Here is a 15552-nt window from a genome sequence, read left to right as displayed (position 1 = left end):
CATCGTCCTCACCCCTGCCGCGGAGACCGTCCGCTAACGGGGTGTCTCAAGCAACCGTGGGGCGGAGGAACATGGCGTGCCTCTTGGCGTCGACGTTGGGCCTGCCGGCTCCGGACATGATCAAGTTCGAACTTGCACTGAAAGGGATGTTCCGCACCGACTTGGTGCTGGGCAACGCCGGCCAGCGCCGGTTCGGGCTCATCGAGTTCGAGGATGCGCAAGCAACGAGTATTTTCAAGAGAGGCACCGTCCAATACCGTTACTGGTCGCCGCGGATCGAGCATGGCTTCAGTCAGATCCTTGACTGGGCTTGGGTCCGGTCCGATCATCCGAACGACTCGGTTCTGCTCGCCGGCTTTGGTGGCCCGATCACGACCAGTGCGTACGCTGTCATCTGCGGACGCGATGCGAGCCTTGCCGATGACGTGGAACGCAAACGGTTCAAGCACCGGCGCGATCATCTCAAGGTGGAAGGCCAACCGGCCTTGGTGCTGACCTACGACGAGATGGTCCGCAGCATGGAAGATAATCTAGCGGTTGCAAAAACCTGGTCTTGACGACGGCATGGTGCGGACAAACGTCCATCTGGTCGGAGGTCGGCCAGCGGAACCGCTTGCGCGCGTCCGCGCTCACGGTCTGCGATGCGTTCAGGCTGTGTGACGACACGATCGAGCGTCGACTCCAGCCGGGAGGACGGCCCGGATCAGGACAGCGGCGGGCCCTCGGAATGCCGGCCCAGGACGCCGAGCCCGACCAGCACGGCGACGATCACGACTGCGCTCGCGAAGAAATGCATCACGCCTCCCGACGGGGCCGAGTACCCGGCCGTGCGAGGGCTTTCAAGATCCGCGCCAGAAGGCCGACGCCTCAATACGCGATGGCGAGCCCGCCGAGGCGGGAGGCGAGCCGGTAGGCCTTCTCGCGCGTGAGGCCGCGCAGGATCACCCGGTCGTCGCTGTGGAGGCTGAAGGTGCCGTCCGTGTCGGCCTGGATCCGGATGCCCTCGTCCATCGTCGCTCCCCCCATCGCGGCCGACCTCGGCTGTGCGGCTCGGTCCCTCTCAACGCGCGGCGCGGATCGCAGGTCCCGAACTGGGGCGGAGTTTCTGCGCGACTCTGCGCACGATTCGGGATGAGGACGATTTTTCCCGGGGAACCCCGGCCTCGGACGAAAGCTTGTGTGGGGGCCTCATCCGCAGGGTGAAGCTTTCTTCTGCACCTGCAGGAGCTGAACCGGAGAATCCCCAACAATGAAGAAGAGCATGCTCGGCTTGGCCGCGGCCCTGGTTCTGGGAGGGCTCACCCTCGGCGCCGGATCCGCCTCGGCGGCAGCGACCGCTCCGGGCCTCGGCGCGGTGCCGACGGCCTACGCGCAGATGACCCGGATGGAGCGGCACGTGATGCGCAAGCGGATGATGCGGCGCGAGATGCGGCGCGAGCACCGGATGCACCGGCACATGATGCACCGCCGGATGATGCGCCGGATGTAAAAATCCGCTCCCGCGGCGCATCCGCGCGCCGCGGGACATCGTCCGGTGTCAGGCCGCCGCGACGGGCTTCGTCGCCAGGATGTCGGCCGTGACCGCCTTGATGTCGCGCAGGCCGCACATCGCCATGGTGACGTCGAGCTCCTTGCGGATGATGTCGAGGCACTGGGTCACGCCCGCCTCGCCCCCGGCCCCGAGCCCGTACAGGAAGGCGCGGCCGATGAAGACGCCCTTGGCGCCGAGCGCGAGCGCCTTGATGACGTCCTGCCCCGAGCGGATGCCGCCGTCCATCAGCACCTCGATCCGGTCGCCGACCTCAGCCGCGATGGCCGGCAGCGCCGAGATCGAGGAGGGCGCGCCGTCGAGCTGGCGCCCGCCGTGATTTGACACGATCAGCGCCTGGGCGCCGCTGCGGGCGGCGAGTTCGGCATCCTCCGGATCGAGGATGCCCTTGAGGATCAGCGGCCCGCCCCAGCGGTCCTGGATTCGCTTGACGTCGTCCCAGTTGAGGGTCGGATCGAACTGCTCGGCGGTCCACGAGGAGAGGGAGGAGAGGTCGCTCACCCCGCTCGCGTGGCCGACGATGTTGCGGAAGGTGCGCCGCTGCGTCTGCAGCATGCTGAGGCACCAGCGCGGCTTCGTCGCGAGGTTGACGATGTTCGGCAGCGTCATCCGGGGCGGGGTCGAGAGCCCGTTGCGGATGTCCTTGTGGCGCTGGCCGAGGATCTGCAGGTCGAGGGTCAGCACCAGGGCCGAGCACCCCACCGCCTTCGCGCGGTCGATCAGGCGGTTGATGAAGTCCCGGTCGCGCATGACGTAGAGCTGGAACCAGAACGGGCGGTCGGTGTTCTCGGCCACGTCCTCGATCGAGCAGATGCTCATGGTGGAGAGCGTGAAGGGCACGCCCGCCTTGGCGGCGGCACGGGCGGCCAGGATCTCCCCGTCCGCGTGCTGCATGCCCGTCAGCCCGGTGGGCGCGAGCGCCACCGGCATGCTCACCGGCTGGCCGACCATCTGGCTCGCGAGGGTCCGATTCGTCATGTCGACGGCGACGCGCTGGCGCAGCTTGATCGGCGCGAAGTCGCCCTCGTTCGCCCGGTAGGTGCTCTCGGTGTAGGAGCCCGAATCCGCGTAGTCGTAGAACATGCGCGGCACCCGCCGCTCGGCGAGCCGCCGCAGGTCCTCGATGCAGGTGACGGGGGCCTCGGAGAAGAACCGCGACATCAGCGACGGCGGCCGCGACGAGGGCATACGGGTCGAACTCATGGATGTCTCACGCTGCACGGCCCGGCGGCCCGGGCTCGAAAACCGGGAAGGTGTGCTAGGCCATAGCCTGCCGGAACGGCCTTTGCCCACCCCTTAGGCGCCCAGTCGAACGATCCCAGGCACGCGCGGCGCGGGCGCACTCCCGCGACAGCGGCCGTGTTGCCGAGACTATCGGCCAAGCTTGGCAATGGACTGCGCCCAGCTTGGCAGTAAAGGACCTCACTCTTCTCGGATTGGCCACGCTCCTGCCCAAGAAAAGCCGGTCCGTACCAGTCCTTCTCTACCGGAGAACCGGAGCAGGCCGGCGCGTCGCGCGCGGCGCCCTGCCTCCGTGGAGATGAGGGATCCGACGGGATCTGTCGGGAGGACGAGACGTGACTGGCGTGGATGCGGCCCCCTCCCCCCTGCCCCCGGGCGCGCCCGCCCCGTCGCCTCGCCGCGGCCTCGCGCCGCTCGCGCTGTCCCTCGCCGTCCTGATGGGGGCCGGCGTGCTCGGTGCCCGCTACGCCGACCTGCGGAATCCGGCGGTGCTGCCGCGCGAGACCGGCCCGTCGCTCGGCGAGACCGAAGCGGCCGTGCCGCTCACGCCTCCGGCGATCGTGGCCGAACAGGCGCCCGCTCCGGACGAGGCTGGCTGGCAGAGCGCGCTCCTCGATGCGGTGGAGACGGTGCCGGGCCTCGCGGCCGAACCCAGCCTGCCGCCGGCGGAGACGGAGACGGAGACGCCGGCGGTCGCGCCGAGCGCCCCGCTCGCCCAACCGGTGCCGCTGCCGGTGCCGCGCCCGCCGGAATTCCGGACGCCGCGGACGGCGAGGCCCGGCGCGGCGGAGCGGGCCGCCCGGCGCCAGGCCGCGGTCGCCCCGCCCCCCGAGGACAGCCGCACCTTCATCGAGAAGCTGTTCGACCTGCCGGCCTCCTCGAACACCGCCCTGTCCTACGCGTCGCTGGAACCCCGGCCCGTCGAGCAGGGACCGGTCCGGCGCATCCTCCCGCCGGCGAGTGCGAACCCGTCCGGGGGGGTCGCGGTCTACGACATCACGGCCCGGACCGTGACGCTGCCGAGCGGCGAGCGGCTCGAAGCCCATTCGGGCCTCGGCCCGAAGATGGACGATCCGCGCCACGTGCACGTGCGGATGCACGGCGCCACGCCGCCGGGCACCTACGACCTCACCGAGCGCGAGGCCCTCTTCCACGGGGTGCGCGCCATCCGCCTCAACCCGGTGGGCGGCCCGGGCGCGATCCACAACCGCGCCGGGCTCCTCGCCCACAGCTACATGCTGGGCCCGAGCGGCCAGTCGAACGGCTGCGTCTCCTTCCGCGACTACAACCGCTTCCTCCAGGCCTTCCTGCGCGGCGAGGTGCAGCGCCTCGTCGTCGTGGCCGGGCGCGGGCCGGACGGAGTCCCGCCGAGCCAGATCGGCCTGCTGACCCGTCAGGCCGCCGCGAACGGCGGCTGAGACGACGCCGGTCCCGCCCTCGCGGGATCAGGGCGCCGCCGGCGCGGCGCCGATCGGGCTCGGGATCTCGAGCAGGCGGGCGAGGTCCGACCGCGCCGGGCCCTCCAGCAGGTCGGCCAGCGTGGTGCGGTCGAGCACCTCCAGGAAGGCCGCCAGCGCCTCGCCGAGGGCACGCTTCAGGCGGCAGGACGGGGTGATCGCGCAGGCATGGCCCGCGAAGCACTCCACCAGCGCCAGATCCTCCTCCGTCTGCCGCACCACGGCCCCGACCACGATCTCGGCCGGCGGCAATGCCAGCCGCAGGCCCCCGCCGCGCCCGCGGATGGTTCGGATCAGCCCGAGCCGGCCGAGCTGGTGCACCACCTTGGTCAGGTGGTTCTCCGAGATGCCGTAAGCCCGCGCGATCTCGGCGATCGAACTCTGCCGCGGCTCGTGGACGCCGAGATAGATCAGGGTGCGCAGGGCGTAGTCGGTGTAGCGGGTCAGGCGCATGCGGGCTCCCTTACCGTTATAAGGTACACTCTCGTTGCATCTTTTAAAGGCGCACCCTATAAGGTGCATGCGTTATGCACCTTTGAGAGCTGCCGATGCCCACCCCGCTCACCCCCGCCACCGTCGCGCTGATCAAGGCCACCGTCCCGGCGCTCGACGCGCACGGCCTCGCCATTACCCGGCGCCTGTACGAGCGCTTGTTCGAGAACCCGGACATCCGCGACCTCTTCAACCAGTCGCATCACGGCGAGACCGGATCGCAGCCGAAGGCGCTCGCCCAGGCGGTGCTGGCCTATGCCCGCAACATCGACAACCTCGGGGCGCTGGGCGGCGCGGTGGAGCGCATCGCGCAGAAGCACGTCGCCCTCAACATCCTGCCCGAGCATTACCCCTTCGTGGCGGACGCCCTGCTCGGCGCGATCCGGGACGTGCTCGGCGCGGCGGCGACGCCCGAGATCTGCGCCGCCTGGGGCGAGGCGTACTGGTTCCTGGCCGAGCTGCTGATCGGGCGGGAGGCCGCGATCTACCGCGAGCAGGCGGGGAGGCCCGGCGGCTGGAACGGCTGGCGCGACTTCGTGGTGGAGAGCGTGACGCCCGAGAGCGAGACGATCTGCTCCTTCGTGCTGGTCCCGGCGGATGGCGGTCCGGTGCTGCGGCACGAGCCGGGCCAGTATCTCGGCTTCCTCGTCACGCTGCCCGGGCGGGGCGTGCTGAAGCGCAACTACTCGATCTCCTGCGCCCCCAACGACCGCGCCTACCGCATCACCGTCAAGCGCGAGGGCCGGGCCGGCGAGCCGGCGGGCCTCGTCTCGACGTGGCTGCACGATCACGCGGGATCCGGGACCGTCCTGAAGGTCTCGGCTCCGGCGGGCGAGTTCGTCCTCGACCGGGCGGACGAGGCGCCGGTGGTGCTGGTGAGCGGCGGCGTCGGGCTCACCCCGATGGTGAGCATGCTGGAGACGATCGCCGCGGCGACGCCCGCGCGTCCGACATGGTACGTCCACGGCGCCCTGAACGGCCGCGTGCACGCGATGCGCGACCACGCCCGGGCGCTCGCGGCCGGCCGGGGAGCGATCCGCCTCAAGACCTTCTACGCCGAACCGGAGGCGCAGGACCGGCTGGGCGACCACTACGATGCGCAAGGCCTGATCACCGCGGACTGGCTCGTCGCGCACACGCCGCACGCGGCGGCGACCTACTACCTGTGCGGGCCCAAGCCCTTCCTCGCCGCCCTCGTGACCGGACTGCAGCGCCACGGCGTGCCGGGCGACCGGGTGCGCTTCGAGTTCTTCGGCCCGGCCGACGACCTGCTCGACGCGCCCCGGCAGGCAGCGGCCTGACGCGCGGCGCGCCGCTCCGCCGGGGGGCGGCGCGCACCTGCCTTTCGCTCTACGTTACGCGCGCGGCCGGACTCGCGGCCGCGGCACGATGGGAGGAGATGCGGTGACGAGCACGATGACAGTGGGCGTCGTGGGGGCGGGCCTGATGGGGTCGGAGATCGCCCTCACCTTCGCCCTGGCCGGGCACGCGGTCGTGCTGGCCGACCGCTCGCCGGAGGCCCTGGCCGCGGCGCTGGAGCGGCTGCAGGGCGTGTACGAGCGCGGCGTGCAGCGCGGGGCGCTGCCGGCCGCGGAGCGCGAGGCCGCCTTCGGGCGGCTGTCCGCCACCACCGATCTCGCGGCGATGGCCGCCTGCGGCTTCGTCACGGAGGCCGTCTTCGAGCAGCAGGACGTGAAGGCGGCGGTCTTCCGCGACCTCGACGCCCATTGCCGGCCGGATTGCATCCTGGCGACCAACACCTCGACGATCCCGATCAGCGTGCTGGCCGCCGAGGTCGCCCCCGCGCGCCGGCCGCGCTTCCTCGGCACGCACTATTTTTCGCCCGTGACGCGCATGAAGCTCGTGGAGGTGATCCCGGCCTTCGAGACCGCCCGCGAGGTGGTCGAAAAAATCCTCGCGCTGTGCGCCTCCATCGGCAAGACGCCGATCGAGATCAAGGACGTGGCCGGCTTCGCGGTGAACCGCCTCCTGCACGCCTTCATGATCGAGGCGGTGCGGCTCGTCGAGGAAGGGGTGGCGACGCCCGCCGACATCGACACCGCCTGCCGGCTCGGCCTCGGCCATCCGGTCGGCCCGTTCGAACTGATGGACGCCACGACCTCCAGCCTCTGCCTGCAGGTCCAGGAGATCTTGCAGGACGCCTACGGCGAGCGCTTCCGGCCGCGCCCGCTCCTGAAGCAGCGGGTCAAGGCCGGTTATGTCGGGGGCCGCGGCAGGCCCGGCTGGCGGCGCTGAGGGGCGGACCGGCCGATCCGCACCGGGCGGCGGGCTTGCGGGCCGCGCCGTCCCCGGCTCTAAGCAGAATTGCACGGGGCAATTCTGCTTGGCCTCTTGTTTTTGCATCATTTCGCCGCCGAACCGGTGACCACTTCGGCACCGGCCGATCAGGCGGCACCGGCCGATTCGGCCGGCGGAATGATGCTTAGGGGGGCGTGCCGTCAGGTCGAGCGTCGAGGATCCGCATGCGCGCCATCCGCCTTGAGGACAAACTGTCCGCCTTCACCGAGCACTGGTCGCCCAAGATCGTGACGCAGTTCAACGGTCACGACGTCATGGTCGTCAAGGTCCAGGGGGAGTTCGTCTGGCACGCGCATCCCGACACGGACGACCTCTTCCTCGTCCTCAAGGGCCGGCTGACGATCCAGCTGCGCGACGGCGAGGTGCATCTCGGCCCCGGCGACCTCTACGTCGTGCCGAAGGGCGTCGAGCACCGGCCGGTGGCGGACGAGGAGGTGCATCTCCTGCTGATCGAACCGGCCGGCACGCCGAACACCGGCGACCCGGCGACCGCCGCCGTCAAGACCGCGATCTGAGCGCGGCGGGCCCCCTCACTCCGCGGGCGCGGCGGGCCGGGCGGGGGCGGCCTGCGCGACCGCGTGGAACGCCACCGCCGCGGTGAACACCACGGCGCCGAATCCGGCCGCCGCCGCGAGCACCAGCGGGAACCCGCCCATCCCGTGCAGCAGCGCGATCAGCGGCACCGCGAACCCGCTCGCCGTGAAGCCCAGGAAGTAGCGCACGCTGAACGCCTTGGCCCGGTGCCGGGCCGGCACGTAGCGCGCCACCATGGCGTCGTTCACGACGACCTGCCCGTAGATCGCCGCGGTGATCAGCACGAGGCCGGCCACGAGCGGCACCCCGGTCGCCGCCGCGGCCAGCCCCAGGCCGACCGGCTGGAGCACGGACAGCCCGACGAAGATCGTCGGCAGGCTGAACCGGTCGACGAGGCGGCCCATCAGCAGCTGCGTCAGCGCGCCGAACACGAAGACCAGCGTGGCGAGCGAGCCGGTCAGCACCAGGGGCAGGTCGAGCCCGAGCCGCTCGTCGAGAACCTTGGGCAGCGCGATCGTGGTCACGTTGAAGGTCATGCCGCCCGCGACCACCGCCATGGCGAACACCGCGAGCAGCACGAGCGGGCGCGCCACCGGGATGAGGGGCGCGCCGCCCGCCTTCTGCGCCGTCCCCTCCCCGTCGCCCGGCACCAGGGCGACGAACGCGGCCCCGGCGGCGAGGCAGACGAGGCCCGGCAGGATGAAGGCCGCCCGCCAGCCCAAGGCAGCGGCCACCAGGGCGGTGACGCCCGAGGCGGAGGCGGCGCCGAGATTGCCCCAGACGCCGTTGATGCCGAGGTCGCGCCCCAGGCGGCGCGCGTGCGTCACCAGCATGGTCGAGCCGACCGGGTGATAGATCGCCGAGGCCACGCCCAGCACCAGCAGCCACACCGCGAAGGCGGTGCGGCTTCCCGCCGAGGCGACGCCCAGGCACGACAGGCCGTAGCCGAAGAAGAACACCGCCAGCAGCGTGCGGCGCCCGAACCGGTCGGCGAGCCAGCCCATCGGCAGCGAGCAGAGCCCGAAGGCCACGAAGGCGCCCGTGGCGAGCCCGATCAGCGTGGCGTAGTCGAGCCCCGTCTCGGCCGCGATGGCGATCACCGCGGTCGGATAGATCAGCAGCACGAAGTGATCGAGCGCGTGCGCGATGTTGACGAACAGCAGCGTGCGGCGGGAGAGGCGGTCGGGACTCATCGAAAAAACTCGTCTGGGCCTTCGCGGGCGTCCGGACCCGCGTCGTGCGCCATCCTACCTTGACCCGTCCGCGCGGTCGGGCCGAAATTGCGCGCGATCGGGCCAAGGAGGAGGCTGAGGAGGCGATGCGCTCGGACTGCTCGGCGGATTATCAGGACGTGCCGCGCCCATTGGCGGTGATGCCCAAGACCTACCCGGCCGGCGCGACGACGGGCCCGCACAGCCATCCCCGCGCGCAGCTGCTCTACGCGACGGCCGGGCTGATGGTGGCCAGCACCGGGCTCGGCACCTGGGTGGTGCCATCGGGCCATGCCCTGTGGATTCCCCCGAACCTCCTCCACGACGTGACGATGTGCGGCCCGGTCGCGATGTCCTCCGCCTACATCGCGGTCGAGGGCACGGCGGCGGCGGAGATGGCGTGCCGGGTGCTGCGGGTCTCGCGGCTGCTGGCGGCGGCGCTGGCGGCCATCGCCGAGGAGCCGGTCCTGTACGACGAGGCCGGGCGCGGCGGCCTGCTCGCCGCGCTGGTGCTGGACGAGATCCGGCGCGCGCCCGAGACGCCGCTGACCCTGCCGATGCCGCAGGACCCGCGGCTGCGGCGGGTCTGCGCGGAGATCGTCGCCGATCCCTGCACGTCCCGCGACCTCGATGCCTGGGCGGGGCTCGCCGGCGCCAGCCGCCGCACGCTGACGCGGCGTTTCCGGGCCGAGACCGGCCTGAGCTTCGGCACGTGGCGGGCGCGGGCACGGGTGGCGCGGGCGCTCGCGCTCGGCGCGGAGGGCACCGCGCCGCACGCGGTCGCGGCGGCGGTCGGCTACGCGAACCCGCAGGTGCTGCGCACCGTCATGCGGCGCACCCTCGGGTCCTGAGCGGCCGCCCGCCGGCCGCGCCACATCATGCTGGCGAACTAGGCGGCCTGGGCGCTCGGCGCCGGCACCGGCGCGTCCATGGCCCGGAGATAGACGTCGAGCAGCGTCTCGTGCTCGTCGCGCTCGTCTTGGTCCTGCTTGCGCAGCTTGATGATCTCCTTGAGGATCTTCACGTCGAGCCCGTCGCTCTTGGCCTCCAGGAAGATCTCCTTCTTGGCCTCGGTGAGGTCCTTGATCTCCTCGTCGAGCTTCTCCACGCGCTCGATGATGGTGCGGATCCGGTCGCCCGGGATGCCGGCCGTGTCGCTCATGGTTGCTCCTTCCTCACAGCGGACGCGCAGGGTCGGGCATCGCGCTTAGCGAGGCGTTAAGCCGGCGCGGGCGGCGGCCCGCCGCACCCGTCCGGCCGAACCAATCAGCCCTCAGCCTAACAAATGTCATTGTAGAACCTTGTCGCGATCCTGAAGTCTGTCGTTCCAAGGAGGAAAGAATGATCAAAGCTTTTGAAGAGCGTGAGCGCGCCGCCGAGCTTTTGTTCGCCCGTTCCGAAGAAATGCGATTCGCTGCACACTGCTATGCGGTGCGGGCGCTGGCGGCTTATGCTGTTCGACAGCTCGGTGTGGACGATCAGACCTCCGAAGCCTATGCCCGAGTGCTGATCGCCGCGATGATCGGCGGCGTCGACGACGAGGCCTTGCTGGCGCGCGTCCGGGCCGATCTCGCGGCGAACGGGGTCGATGTCTCCCTGGCCGACCTCCGCACCGAGATGCTGCGCTCCACCGCCCAGGCCGCCGGCACGGCCGGCCTCGTGGCCGCGCGCATGACCCGCCGGCTCGCGGCCCGGGCGGCGGCCTGACGGCCGCGCCGGTCATCGACGTCCGTGCCTAGTCGTGGCAGACTGGCGCCCGGTCATTCCGTTCCGCGGAGGCTGGCGATGACCACCTACATCATGCTGGCGAACTGGACCGATCAGGGCGCGCGCGCGGCCAAGGATTCGCCCGAACGGCTCGACGCCGCCAAGGCGATGCTGGCCGCGATGGGCGGGCGCTTCCAGCAGGTCTTCCTGACCATGGGCGGCTACGACATCATCGCCGTCTACGAGGCGCCGGACGACGCGGTCGCGGCGCGGTTCAACCTGCAGCTCGGGATGCTGGGCAATGTCCGCACCCAGACGCTGAAGGCCTTTCCGGAAGCGGCCTTCCGGCAGATCGTGGCGTCCCTCAGCTACGAAGGGGCGCCGCGCTGGCGGAGCTGAGGATCGCCGCGCGCAGGCGTCCGCCTCACCCGGCCTCGTCGTCCCTCTCCAGGCAGTCGCGGCAGAGGCCGATGCGGTAGACGTCCCGCTGCTCCTCCTCGTCCTCCGGCGTGGCGCCGCACGCCTCGCACACGGCCGCCGGCGACGGACCGGAGCCGGCATGGCCCGGTCCGGCGCGGCCCATGGCGGGCGTCCTCGGCCTCAGGAAGGCCAGGACGTGCTTGGCGAGGGAGGAAATGGGTCGGCCTCGTCGTCGAGATAGTCCTCGAGCCATGCGGGCGTGAGGATCAGCCCGCCCGCGGTGATGATCCACGGGCTCGCCACCGGATCGCTCAGGGCGGCCGCCGCGGCCGCGAGCGCCTCGCGCACCGTCGCGAACTCGACCGGCAGCACGGCCTTCATGCAGTCCGGCCGGGACTGCCAGACGGTCAAGCTGGCAGGTCCGTCAAGGTCAAGGTTCGACAGGCGAGCGCGAGCCAAGATGGCGCCTCACGGTGGTGCCCCGGAGCGGTCCATCGCCAAGCACAGGCCATGCCAAACCGGAGAAAATCCCGTGTTCGGGCGCGTCCGAATAGTGCTGCGCCGAGCGGAAACTGTCGCACGCACCGCTTGAGCGCAGTCGAGACTGGCCTGTCGCAGGCGGCTGCGACGTGGGGAGCGGGCAGCGCCATGAACCGGCGGAGCTTCGGCGCGGCTTCCCCGGCCGTCGCCGCATCGTCAGGCAGGTTCTGTTGTCTCGGAGTTCAGGATCGTGCCTGCGCGACGGGCGCGGGAGCGCAGTGTTGCGGCCATAAGGATCGGGCAAGCAGGCCGCCAGCCCGCACAGGCCGGGCGGTCAATGCCGGGTCGGGCGCAGCCCCATCAGGTCGGTCCTGTGGCGCTCGTGCAGCTCGGCCAGCCGCAGCACGAGGGATTGGCGCTCGGCCCTGTAGCGCAGGTCGAGGAGGGCCAGGATCCGGTGCTTCAGCGCGTCGTCGGCATGGCTCTCACGGATGCGGCCACGCTCCACGTCGTAGCGCGTCTCCAGGTCGGCGAGACGCGCGAGCATGATCTGAAGGGGTTCAAGATCGCCGGGGTTCGACGGGTGATCGAGCAGCGCCTGAGCCTTCATGAGATCCTCCCTTCTTGTACCTTAGTACAAGACATCGGCCGACGGGCCGAAAACTGGAAGGGGCTAACGGTTAGCGCGAGGGCCGGGCCGGCGCTCCCGGCGCCCGTCAGCGCGCGGCGACCTGCGAGGCGATCTCGCAGCCATGGTCGAGGAGGGCCTCCGCGTGGGCGCGAGGAGCCTGCCGGGCGAGCACGAGGAAGCCCGGACGCGGGTCGTCCGCGGCCGTGGCCACAACGGCGACGCTCATCGCGCGCAGGCCGCCTCGCGTCGCCGGAAGGCGGGCCAGGGCCGCGAAGGGGTTGAAGTCCCGTGCGGACGCCGCGTCGATGCGCAGGGCGTCGTAGCGCCCGCCCTTGAGCGTGACGGGCAGCCGGGTCCAGGTGCTGCCGATGGCGCGCGCATGGGCATCGAGCGCGGCCCGCACGCCCGGATCCACGCAATCGAGGTGGATGTGGAGCTGGTCCTGCGAGCGACCGCCCTTCGAGTTCACCGCCATCGCGACGTCGTTCAGCGGCAGCCGGCCCTTCAGCGCCTCGACGACGAGGGGGCGGGCATCCAGGGCCGCGCGCCAATAGGCGCGGCCCGCCTCGCCCTGGAGCACCGGAGCCTCGATACCCGAGACGGGGGTGGTTGGCACCACGAGCAGGTGGCTGCGCGCTCCGGGCGGTCGCACCAGCGCGGTGCCGGGATCGGCCGCGCTCCCCGGGCTCACCCGGACGCAGGGAAAGGGCGAGCCCACCAGCCGCTCGGCACCGACGCAGGAGCGGACCACCAGCCAGAGCGCGTCGCGCGGCAGCGCCTCGACCGCGGTGGCGAGCGCCGCCAGCGCGGGCACGGACAGGAGCGTGGCGCGGATGTCGACGGGCACGCAGCCTCTCCGGTGAGCGGGGGCGCGTGATCGCTGCCGATCGCAGCGGCCACGCCGGACCATCCTGTCACCCGGGGGCCCTGCGCGTCCACTCCGGGCCGGGGCCGCCGCGGCGCCTGCCGCGACGGAGCCCGTCGAGAAGGGCGATCGCGGAGGCGCACGAAACGACCGCTTGCAAATCTAATATATCAGTTTACGGTGCGGATCAGGGAGGCCCTCCGGGACCGGCGCGCTGCAGCGTCGGCGGGAGAGGGACGATGGCGATGCCGGGCCGATCCACGCCGACGATGCGCAAGGCGCCGAACCGCATCCCATCCGCGCCGCGGCCGGGGCGGGCGCCGTCCGCCGCCACGGTGATCCGCCAGGAGCTGCGCGCCGAGATAGCCGCCCTCGCCCTGCTGCCGGGCCAGCCGATCAACGAGAAGGAGATCGCCGCCCGCTACGGCGTCAGCCGCACGCCGGTGCACGAGGCGGTGCTGCGGCTCGCCGACGAGGGGCTGGTGGAGATTTTTCCGCAGGCCGGCACCTACGTGGCGCGCATCCCCTATCGGGACCTGCCGGAGGTGATCGTCATCCGCCGCGCCCTGGAGGAGGCCAGCGCGCGGCTCGCCGCCGAGAACGCGGCGGCCGCCGATCTCGCGGCGCTCGACCGCAGCATGGCCGCGCTCGGCGAGGCGGCCCGCACCCAGGACCGCGCGGCGTTCCACCAGCACGACGAGGATTTCCACGCCGCCGTCGCCGCGGCGGCGGGCTATCCCGGCCTGTGGCGGCTCACCCAGCAGGTGAAGATCCAGGTCGACCGCTTCCGCCGCCTCACCCTGCCGCAGCCCGGCCGGTTCGCCCGCGTGCTCGACGAGCACGCGGCGGTGCTCGACGCGATCCGCGGGCGGGACGCCTCCCGGGCGGGGGCGGCGATGAGCGCGCATCTCGACGGCCTGCTCGCCGATCTCGGCGGCATCGCCGGACTGAACCCCGACTACTTCGACATGTCCGGGAGCGCCCCGCGCCCCGGCCCCGCGGAGGCCTCATGAGCACCGAGCCGACCAGCGACATCGCCATCGAGATCCGGCAGGTCGCCCATCCGGAGGCCGTGCGCGGCTTCGACACCGCGGCGCTGCGCCGCCACTTCCTGATCGAGCGCCTCTTCGCCCCGGGCGAGGTGCTGCTGACCTACAGCCACATCGACCGGCTCGTCGTCGGCGGCGCCATGCCGGTCGGCGGCCCCCTCGTCCTGCCGACCCCCCGCGCGGTCGGGACCGACGCCTTCCTGGCCCGGCGGGAACTCGGCACCATCAACGTCGGCGGCCCCGGCCGCGTGCGGGTCGCCGGACGCGCCCACGAGGTGGGGCCGCGGGACGCGCTCTACGTCGGGATGGGCGCGGGCGAGGTCGCGTTCGAGAGCCTGGATCCGGCCCGGCCGGCGAAGTTCTACCTCGTCAGCACCCCGGCGCACGCCGCCCACGAGACGGTGCTGATCCCGCAGGACCGCGCCCGGACCATGCAGGTCGGCGCGCAGGAGACCAGCAACCGCCGCACCATCCGCCAGTACATCCTGCCGGGCGTCTGCACCTCCTGCCAGCTCGTGATGGGCCTGACCCAGCTCGAACCCGGCAGCACGTGGAACACCATGCCCTGCCACACCCACGACCGGCGCTCGGAGGTCTACCTCTACTTCGACCTCGCGCCGGAGGCCCGCGTCTTCCACCTGATGGGCGAGCCGCAGGAGACCCGCCACCTCGTGGTGGCGGACGGGCAGGCGATCCTGTCACCCGGCTGGTCGATCCACTCGGGGGTCGGCACCAGCCACTACGCTTTCATCTGGGCGATGGGCGGCGACAACCAGGACTACACGGACATGGACATGGTCGCGATGGGCGACCTGCGCTGAGGGAGGGGACGATGACGCATCTCTTCGACCTCACCGGCCGCAAGGCGGTCGTCACCGGAGCCAATACCGGGCTCGGCCGGGGCATCGCGGTGGCGCTGGCTGAGGCCGGCGCCGAGATCGTCGCGGTCGGCCGCTCCGACATGGGCGAGACGAAGGAGGCGGTGGCGGCGACGGGCGCGCGCTTCCGGACGGTCGCCGCCGACCTGTCGAGCCTCGAACCCGTCCCCCGCATCGTCGCGGAGGCGAGCGAGGGCGGGCGCGTCGACATCCTCGTCAACAACGCCGGCACCATCCGGCGCGGGGCGGCGGTCGATTTCACCGAGGCCGACTGGGACGCGGTGCTCGATGTCAACCTGAAGGGGGTGTTCTTCCTCTCGCAGGCCTTCGCCCGCCCGATGCTGGCGGACGGAGCCGGCGGCAAGATCATCCACATCGCCTCGATGATGTCGTTCCAGGGCGGCATCCGCATCGCCTCCTACACGGCGTCCAAGAGCGGGCTGGCCGGCCTCACGCGCCTGATGGCGAACGAGTGGTCGGGCCACGGCATCAACGTCAACGCCATCGCGCCGGGCTACTTCGCCACCAACAACACCGCGCCCCTGCGGGCGGACCCGGAGCGCAACGGGCAGATCCTCGCCCGCATCCCGGCCGGGCGCTGGGGCGAGCCGCGGGATCTCGGGGGCGCGGCGGTCTTCCTCGCCTCGCCGGCCGCCGACTACGTGCACGGCATCCTGCTGCCCGTCGACGGCGGCTGGCTCGCGCGCTGAGGAGCGGA

Annotated in this window: 21 protein-coding genes; 12 read left to right on the top strand and 9 right to left on the bottom strand. The window is 71.7% G+C overall.

Features of this window, described 5'->3' with window-relative positions; translation table 11 throughout:
* Positions 1 to 116 precede the first annotated feature (116 nt).
* The gene (locus tag ACKUB9_RS18675; protein ID WP_407525267.1) at positions 117 to 557 is read left to right on the top strand and encodes a Shedu anti-phage system protein SduA domain-containing protein; all 441 of its coding nucleotides are present in this window, start codon (positions 117 to 119) and stop codon (positions 555 to 557) included.
* 310 nt (positions 558 to 867) lie between these two features.
* On the opposite strand, the gene ACKUB9_RS18670 is transcribed toward ACKUB9_RS18675, so the two are convergent.
* Positions 868 to 1011: a hypothetical protein gene (locus tag ACKUB9_RS18670; RefSeq protein WP_407525264.1), complete on the bottom strand. Its 144-nt coding sequence runs from the start codon at positions 1009 to 1011 to the stop codon at positions 868 to 870.
* Positions 1012 to 1249: 238 nt separating this feature from the next.
* On the opposite strand from ACKUB9_RS18670, the gene ACKUB9_RS18665 reads away from it, so the two are divergent.
* Positions 1250 to 1489 carry a hypothetical protein gene (locus ACKUB9_RS18665; RefSeq protein ID WP_407525261.1) on the top strand — a complete coding sequence of 80 codons (240 nt, stop codon included), beginning with the start codon at positions 1250 to 1252 and terminating at the stop codon, positions 1487 to 1489.
* A 48-nt stretch (positions 1490 to 1537) separates the two neighbouring features.
* Here ACKUB9_RS18665 and ACKUB9_RS18660 read toward each other — a convergent pair whose 3' ends face one another.
* Positions 1538 to 2710 carry an alpha-hydroxy acid oxidase gene (locus tag ACKUB9_RS18660; RefSeq protein ID WP_407525291.1) on the bottom strand — a complete coding sequence of 391 codons (1173 nt, stop codon included), beginning with the start codon at positions 2708 to 2710 and terminating at the stop codon, positions 1538 to 1540.
* 416 nt (positions 2711 to 3126) lie between these two features.
* On the opposite strand from ACKUB9_RS18660, the gene ACKUB9_RS18655 reads away from it, so the two are divergent.
* A complete protein-coding gene (locus tag ACKUB9_RS18655) occupies positions 3127 to 4209 on the top strand; it encodes a DUF2778 domain-containing protein (RefSeq protein WP_407525258.1) in 1083 nt (360 codons plus the stop codon).
* Positions 4210 to 4236: 27 nt separating this feature from the next.
* Here the strand turns inward: ACKUB9_RS18655 and ACKUB9_RS18650 are convergent, their stop codons facing one another.
* On the bottom strand, positions 4237 to 4701 hold the full coding sequence (locus tag ACKUB9_RS18650; RefSeq protein WP_407525255.1) for an Rrf2 family transcriptional regulator: 465 nt from the start codon (positions 4699 to 4701) through the stop codon (positions 4237 to 4239).
* A gap of 95 nt (positions 4702 to 4796) precedes the next feature.
* Between ACKUB9_RS18650 and hmpA the strand changes: the two genes are divergently transcribed.
* From hmpA to ACKUB9_RS18635, 3 genes are all read left to right on the top strand, one after another.
* Positions 4797 to 6041 (top strand): NO-inducible flavohemoprotein, encoded by a 1245-nt coding sequence (hmpA, locus tag ACKUB9_RS18645; protein ID WP_407525252.1) that lies wholly within the window; start codon positions 4797 to 4799, stop codon positions 6039 to 6041.
* 103 nt (positions 6042 to 6144) lie between these two features.
* Positions 6145 to 6996 (top strand): 3-hydroxyacyl-CoA dehydrogenase family protein, encoded by an 852-nt coding sequence (locus ACKUB9_RS18640; RefSeq protein ID WP_407525250.1) that lies wholly within the window; start codon positions 6145 to 6147, stop codon positions 6994 to 6996.
* 227 nt (positions 6997 to 7223) lie between these two features.
* Positions 7224 to 7574 carry a cupin domain-containing protein gene (locus tag ACKUB9_RS18635; protein ID WP_407525247.1) on the top strand — a complete coding sequence of 117 codons (351 nt, stop codon included), beginning with the start codon at positions 7224 to 7226 and terminating at the stop codon, positions 7572 to 7574.
* 15 nt (positions 7575 to 7589) lie between these two features.
* Here the strand turns inward: ACKUB9_RS18635 and ACKUB9_RS18630 are convergent, their stop codons facing one another.
* Complete coding sequence (locus tag ACKUB9_RS18630) at positions 7590 to 8786, bottom strand: MFS transporter (RefSeq protein ID WP_407525244.1); 1197 nt, start codon at positions 8784 to 8786, stop codon at positions 7590 to 7592.
* A 125-nt stretch (positions 8787 to 8911) separates the two neighbouring features.
* On the opposite strand from ACKUB9_RS18630, the gene ACKUB9_RS18625 reads away from it, so the two are divergent.
* Complete coding sequence (locus ACKUB9_RS18625) at positions 8912 to 9655, top strand: AraC family transcriptional regulator (RefSeq protein ID WP_407525242.1); 744 nt, start codon at positions 8912 to 8914, stop codon at positions 9653 to 9655.
* Positions 9656 to 9693: 38 nt separating this feature from the next.
* Here the strand turns inward: ACKUB9_RS18625 and ACKUB9_RS18620 are convergent, their stop codons facing one another.
* Positions 9694 to 9966 carry a DUF2312 domain-containing protein gene (locus tag ACKUB9_RS18620; protein ID WP_407525239.1) on the bottom strand — a complete coding sequence of 91 codons (273 nt, stop codon included), beginning with the start codon at positions 9964 to 9966 and terminating at the stop codon, positions 9694 to 9696.
* A gap of 179 nt (positions 9967 to 10145) precedes the next feature.
* Here ACKUB9_RS18620 and ACKUB9_RS18615 point away from each other — a divergent pair, with 179 nt between their 5' ends.
* Both ACKUB9_RS18615 and ACKUB9_RS18610 read left to right on the top strand, forming a co-directional pair.
* The gene (locus ACKUB9_RS18615) at positions 10146 to 10511 is read left to right on the top strand and encodes a DUF1476 domain-containing protein (RefSeq protein WP_407525236.1); all 366 of its coding nucleotides are present in this window, start codon (positions 10146 to 10148) and stop codon (positions 10509 to 10511) included.
* Between the two features lie 78 nt (positions 10512 to 10589).
* Positions 10590 to 10910 (top strand): GYD domain-containing protein, encoded by a 321-nt coding sequence (locus tag ACKUB9_RS18610; protein ID WP_407525233.1) that lies wholly within the window; start codon positions 10590 to 10592, stop codon positions 10908 to 10910.
* 25 nt (positions 10911 to 10935) lie between these two features.
* Here the strand turns inward: ACKUB9_RS18610 and ACKUB9_RS18605 are convergent, their stop codons facing one another.
* From ACKUB9_RS18605 to ACKUB9_RS18590, 4 genes are all read right to left on the bottom strand, one after another.
* On the bottom strand, positions 10936 to 11094 hold the full coding sequence (locus ACKUB9_RS18605; protein WP_407525230.1) for a hypothetical protein: 159 nt from the start codon (positions 11092 to 11094) through the stop codon (positions 10936 to 10938).
* Between the two features lie 17 nt (positions 11095 to 11111).
* Positions 11112 to 11312 carry a hypothetical protein gene (locus ACKUB9_RS18600; RefSeq protein ID WP_407525228.1) on the bottom strand — a complete coding sequence of 67 codons (201 nt, stop codon included), beginning with the start codon at positions 11310 to 11312 and terminating at the stop codon, positions 11112 to 11114.
* Between the two features lie 433 nt (positions 11313 to 11745).
* Positions 11746 to 12021 carry a hypothetical protein gene (locus ACKUB9_RS18595; RefSeq protein WP_407525225.1) on the bottom strand — a complete coding sequence of 92 codons (276 nt, stop codon included), beginning with the start codon at positions 12019 to 12021 and terminating at the stop codon, positions 11746 to 11748.
* 106 nt (positions 12022 to 12127) lie between these two features.
* Positions 12128 to 12889: a CDP-diacylglycerol diphosphatase gene (locus ACKUB9_RS18590; protein ID WP_407525222.1), complete on the bottom strand. Its 762-nt coding sequence runs from the start codon at positions 12887 to 12889 to the stop codon at positions 12128 to 12130.
* 263 nt (positions 12890 to 13152) lie between these two features.
* Here ACKUB9_RS18590 and ACKUB9_RS18585 point away from each other — a divergent pair, with 263 nt between their 5' ends.
* Genes ACKUB9_RS18585 through kduD form a run of 3 tightly spaced genes read left to right on the top strand, consistent with a single transcriptional unit; the run spans position 13153 to position 15544 of the window.
* Positions 13153 to 13920, top strand: coding sequence for a GntR family transcriptional regulator (locus ACKUB9_RS18585; RefSeq protein WP_407525288.1), 768 nt, complete (start codon positions 13153 to 13155; stop codon positions 13918 to 13920).
* Positions 13921 to 13940: 20 nt separating this feature from the next.
* On the top strand, positions 13941 to 14777 hold the full coding sequence (gene kduI / locus ACKUB9_RS18580; protein WP_407525285.1) for a 5-dehydro-4-deoxy-D-glucuronate isomerase: 837 nt from the start codon (positions 13941 to 13943) through the stop codon (positions 14775 to 14777).
* A gap of 11 nt (positions 14778 to 14788) precedes the next feature.
* On the top strand, positions 14789 to 15544 hold the full coding sequence (kduD, locus tag ACKUB9_RS18575) for a 2-dehydro-3-deoxy-D-gluconate 5-dehydrogenase KduD (protein ID WP_407525219.1): 756 nt from the start codon (positions 14789 to 14791) through the stop codon (positions 15542 to 15544).
* The last annotated feature ends 8 nt before the right edge of the window (positions 15545 to 15552 follow it).

Origin of the sequence: Methylobacterium oryzisoli, from assembly GCF_046557895.1 — a bacterium.
GTDB lineage: Bacteria > Pseudomonadota > Alphaproteobacteria > Rhizobiales > Beijerinckiaceae > Methylobacterium > Methylobacterium oryzisoli.
This window is presented reverse-complemented; position numbering and strand designations above follow the sequence as displayed.

Excerpts from the sequence above, each read along its gene's own strand:
- ACKUB9_RS18675 (WP_407525267.1), top strand. The coding sequence starts at position 117 with ATGATCAAGTTCGAACTTGCACTGAAAGGGATGTTCCGCACCGACTTG.
- ACKUB9_RS18670 (WP_407525264.1), bottom strand. The coding sequence starts at position 1,011 with ATGGACGAGGGCATCCGGATCCAGGCCGACACGGACGGCACCTTCAGC.
- ACKUB9_RS18665 (WP_407525261.1), top strand. The coding sequence starts at position 1,250 with ATGAAGAAGAGCATGCTCGGCTTGGCCGCGGCCCTGGTTCTGGGAGGG.
- ACKUB9_RS18660 (WP_407525291.1), bottom strand. The coding sequence starts at position 2,710 with ATGTCGCGGTTCTTCTCCGAGGCCCCCGTCACCTGCATCGAGGACCTG.
- ACKUB9_RS18650 (WP_407525255.1), bottom strand. The coding sequence starts at position 4,701 with ATGCGCCTGACCCGCTACACCGACTACGCCCTGCGCACCCTGATCTAT.
- hmpA (WP_407525252.1), top strand. The coding sequence starts at position 4,797 with ATGCCCACCCCGCTCACCCCCGCCACCGTCGCGCTGATCAAGGCCACC.
- ACKUB9_RS18635 (WP_407525247.1), top strand. The coding sequence starts at position 7,224 with ATGCGCGCCATCCGCCTTGAGGACAAACTGTCCGCCTTCACCGAGCAC.
- ACKUB9_RS18630 (WP_407525244.1), bottom strand. The coding sequence starts at position 8,786 with ATGAGTCCCGACCGCCTCTCCCGCCGCACGCTGCTGTTCGTCAACATC.
- ACKUB9_RS18625 (WP_407525242.1), top strand. The coding sequence starts at position 8,912 with ATGCGCTCGGACTGCTCGGCGGATTATCAGGACGTGCCGCGCCCATTG.
- ACKUB9_RS18620 (WP_407525239.1), bottom strand. The coding sequence starts at position 9,966 with ATGAGCGACACGGCCGGCATCCCGGGCGACCGGATCCGCACCATCATC.
- ACKUB9_RS18615 (WP_407525236.1), top strand. The coding sequence starts at position 10,146 with ATGATCAAAGCTTTTGAAGAGCGTGAGCGCGCCGCCGAGCTTTTGTTC.
- ACKUB9_RS18610 (WP_407525233.1), top strand. The coding sequence starts at position 10,590 with ATGACCACCTACATCATGCTGGCGAACTGGACCGATCAGGGCGCGCGC.
- ACKUB9_RS18605 (WP_407525230.1), bottom strand. The coding sequence starts at position 11,094 with ATGGGCCGCGCCGGACCGGGCCATGCCGGCTCCGGTCCGTCGCCGGCG.
- ACKUB9_RS18600 (WP_407525228.1), bottom strand. The coding sequence starts at position 11,312 with ATGAAGGCCGTGCTGCCGGTCGAGTTCGCGACGGTGCGCGAGGCGCTC.
- ACKUB9_RS18595 (WP_407525225.1), bottom strand. The coding sequence starts at position 12,021 with ATGAAGGCTCAGGCGCTGCTCGATCACCCGTCGAACCCCGGCGATCTT.
- ACKUB9_RS18585 (WP_407525288.1), top strand. The coding sequence starts at position 13,153 with ATGCCGGGCCGATCCACGCCGACGATGCGCAAGGCGCCGAACCGCATC.
- kduD (WP_407525219.1), top strand. The coding sequence starts at position 14,789 with ATGACGCATCTCTTCGACCTCACCGGCCGCAAGGCGGTCGTCACCGGA.